A 288-nucleotide genomic window follows, 5' to 3' on the forward strand; every position below is an offset into this window, starting at 1 on the left:
AGTGGCAGATGTCACTAATTTTATCAATACCACATCTGGTAACCAAACGCTCTATGCACGTGTGGAACGAAATGTGCTAGGCGATGATGACTTAGACAGTGATGGAAACTTATGTTATGTGATTGTGCCTTTTGAGGTGATTGTAAATCCACTACCTGTATTGGCAGAAGCGGGACCTATTGATTATACCTTCTGTGAAGAATTTGATGGAGATGATACAATGGGAAGTGTTGATCTTACGACCCTGGCAGATGAGATAGGGATTCTTGCGGCGCCACAGGTGACGAG

The 288-nt window shown here is 43.8% G+C and carries 1 protein-coding gene; it reads left to right on the top strand.

Annotated elements, in window-relative coordinates:
• The coding region (locus Q0948_RS14885; RefSeq protein ID WP_298354523.1) for a hypothetical protein at positions 1-288 on the top strand (288 nt) is incomplete at both ends.

The organism is uncultured Dokdonia sp. (assembly GCF_947496725.1).
In the GTDB taxonomy this organism is placed as follows: domain Bacteria; phylum Bacteroidota; class Bacteroidia; order Flavobacteriales; family Flavobacteriaceae; genus Dokdonia.